At 44.7% G+C, this 806-nt stretch carries 2 protein-coding genes; both read right to left on the bottom strand.

Annotated features, from left to right (window positions below):
* Positions 1-666: malate dehydrogenase (gene mdh, locus RAC86_RS39370; protein ID WP_377887034.1), on the bottom strand; the 666-nt coding region annotated here is incomplete at its 3' end.
* A 43-nt stretch (positions 667-709) separates the two neighbouring features.
* A partial coding sequence (locus RAC86_RS39365; protein ID WP_377887035.1) for a hypothetical protein occupies positions 710-806 on the bottom strand: 97 nt, incomplete at its 5' end.

Here is an 806-nt window from a genome sequence, read left to right as displayed (position 1 = left end):
CACGATTTCGCCTCCGCCTTTTCTAGTGCGCTCCACAATTGCGTCAATCCGTTCTTTCGGAATAAGAGTTTCAAGCGGGATTCCGCCAGCATAAGAATAACGCACAAGCGGAACCATATCGTCACCGTGTCCGCCGAGTACGAAACCAGTCACATCTTTCACTGACAGGTTTAATTCCTCTGCCACAAATGTTCTGAATCTTGCCGTATCAAGCACACCGGACTGGCCGATTACACGCTCTTTAGGGAAGCCTGATTCTTTGTACACCGCGTATGTCATTGCATCAACAGGATTTGTCAGCACCACAATAATAGAGTCAGGAGAATATTTCACGATTTCCCGCGTAACGCTTCTCATAATCTTTTCGTTTGTAGAGACCAGATCATCTCTGCTCATACCAGGTTTTCTTGCGATACCGGCTGTAATGACAACAATGTCAGAGCCAGCTGTATCCTCGTAATTAGATGTTCCCGTAATTTTTGCGTCAAAGCCTTGAACTGGGCTTGCTTCAAGCATATCAAGCGCTTTTCCCTTTGTCGGGTTCTCCAATTGCGGAATGTCAACAAGAACAACGTCTGCCAGCTCTTTTTGAGCGATTAAAAATGCAGTTGTAGCTCCGGTAAAACCTGCTCCGATAACAGAAACTTTTTTACGAGTATTTCCCATGTCTCTCTTCTCCTTTATGGCTAGTTTTAGGCTTTTTCCTTGCTTAGTCCATGTTTTTGATCAGTTCTTCTCCGAACTCTGAACATTTCACTTCAGTCGCCCCGTCCATTAATCTAGCAAAATCGTAAGTTACGACTTTG

Source organism: Bacillus sp. LR_5 (assembly GCF_042709275.1).
Note: the sequence above shows the minus strand (reverse complement) of the source record. Positions and strands in the feature narration are given on the sequence as shown.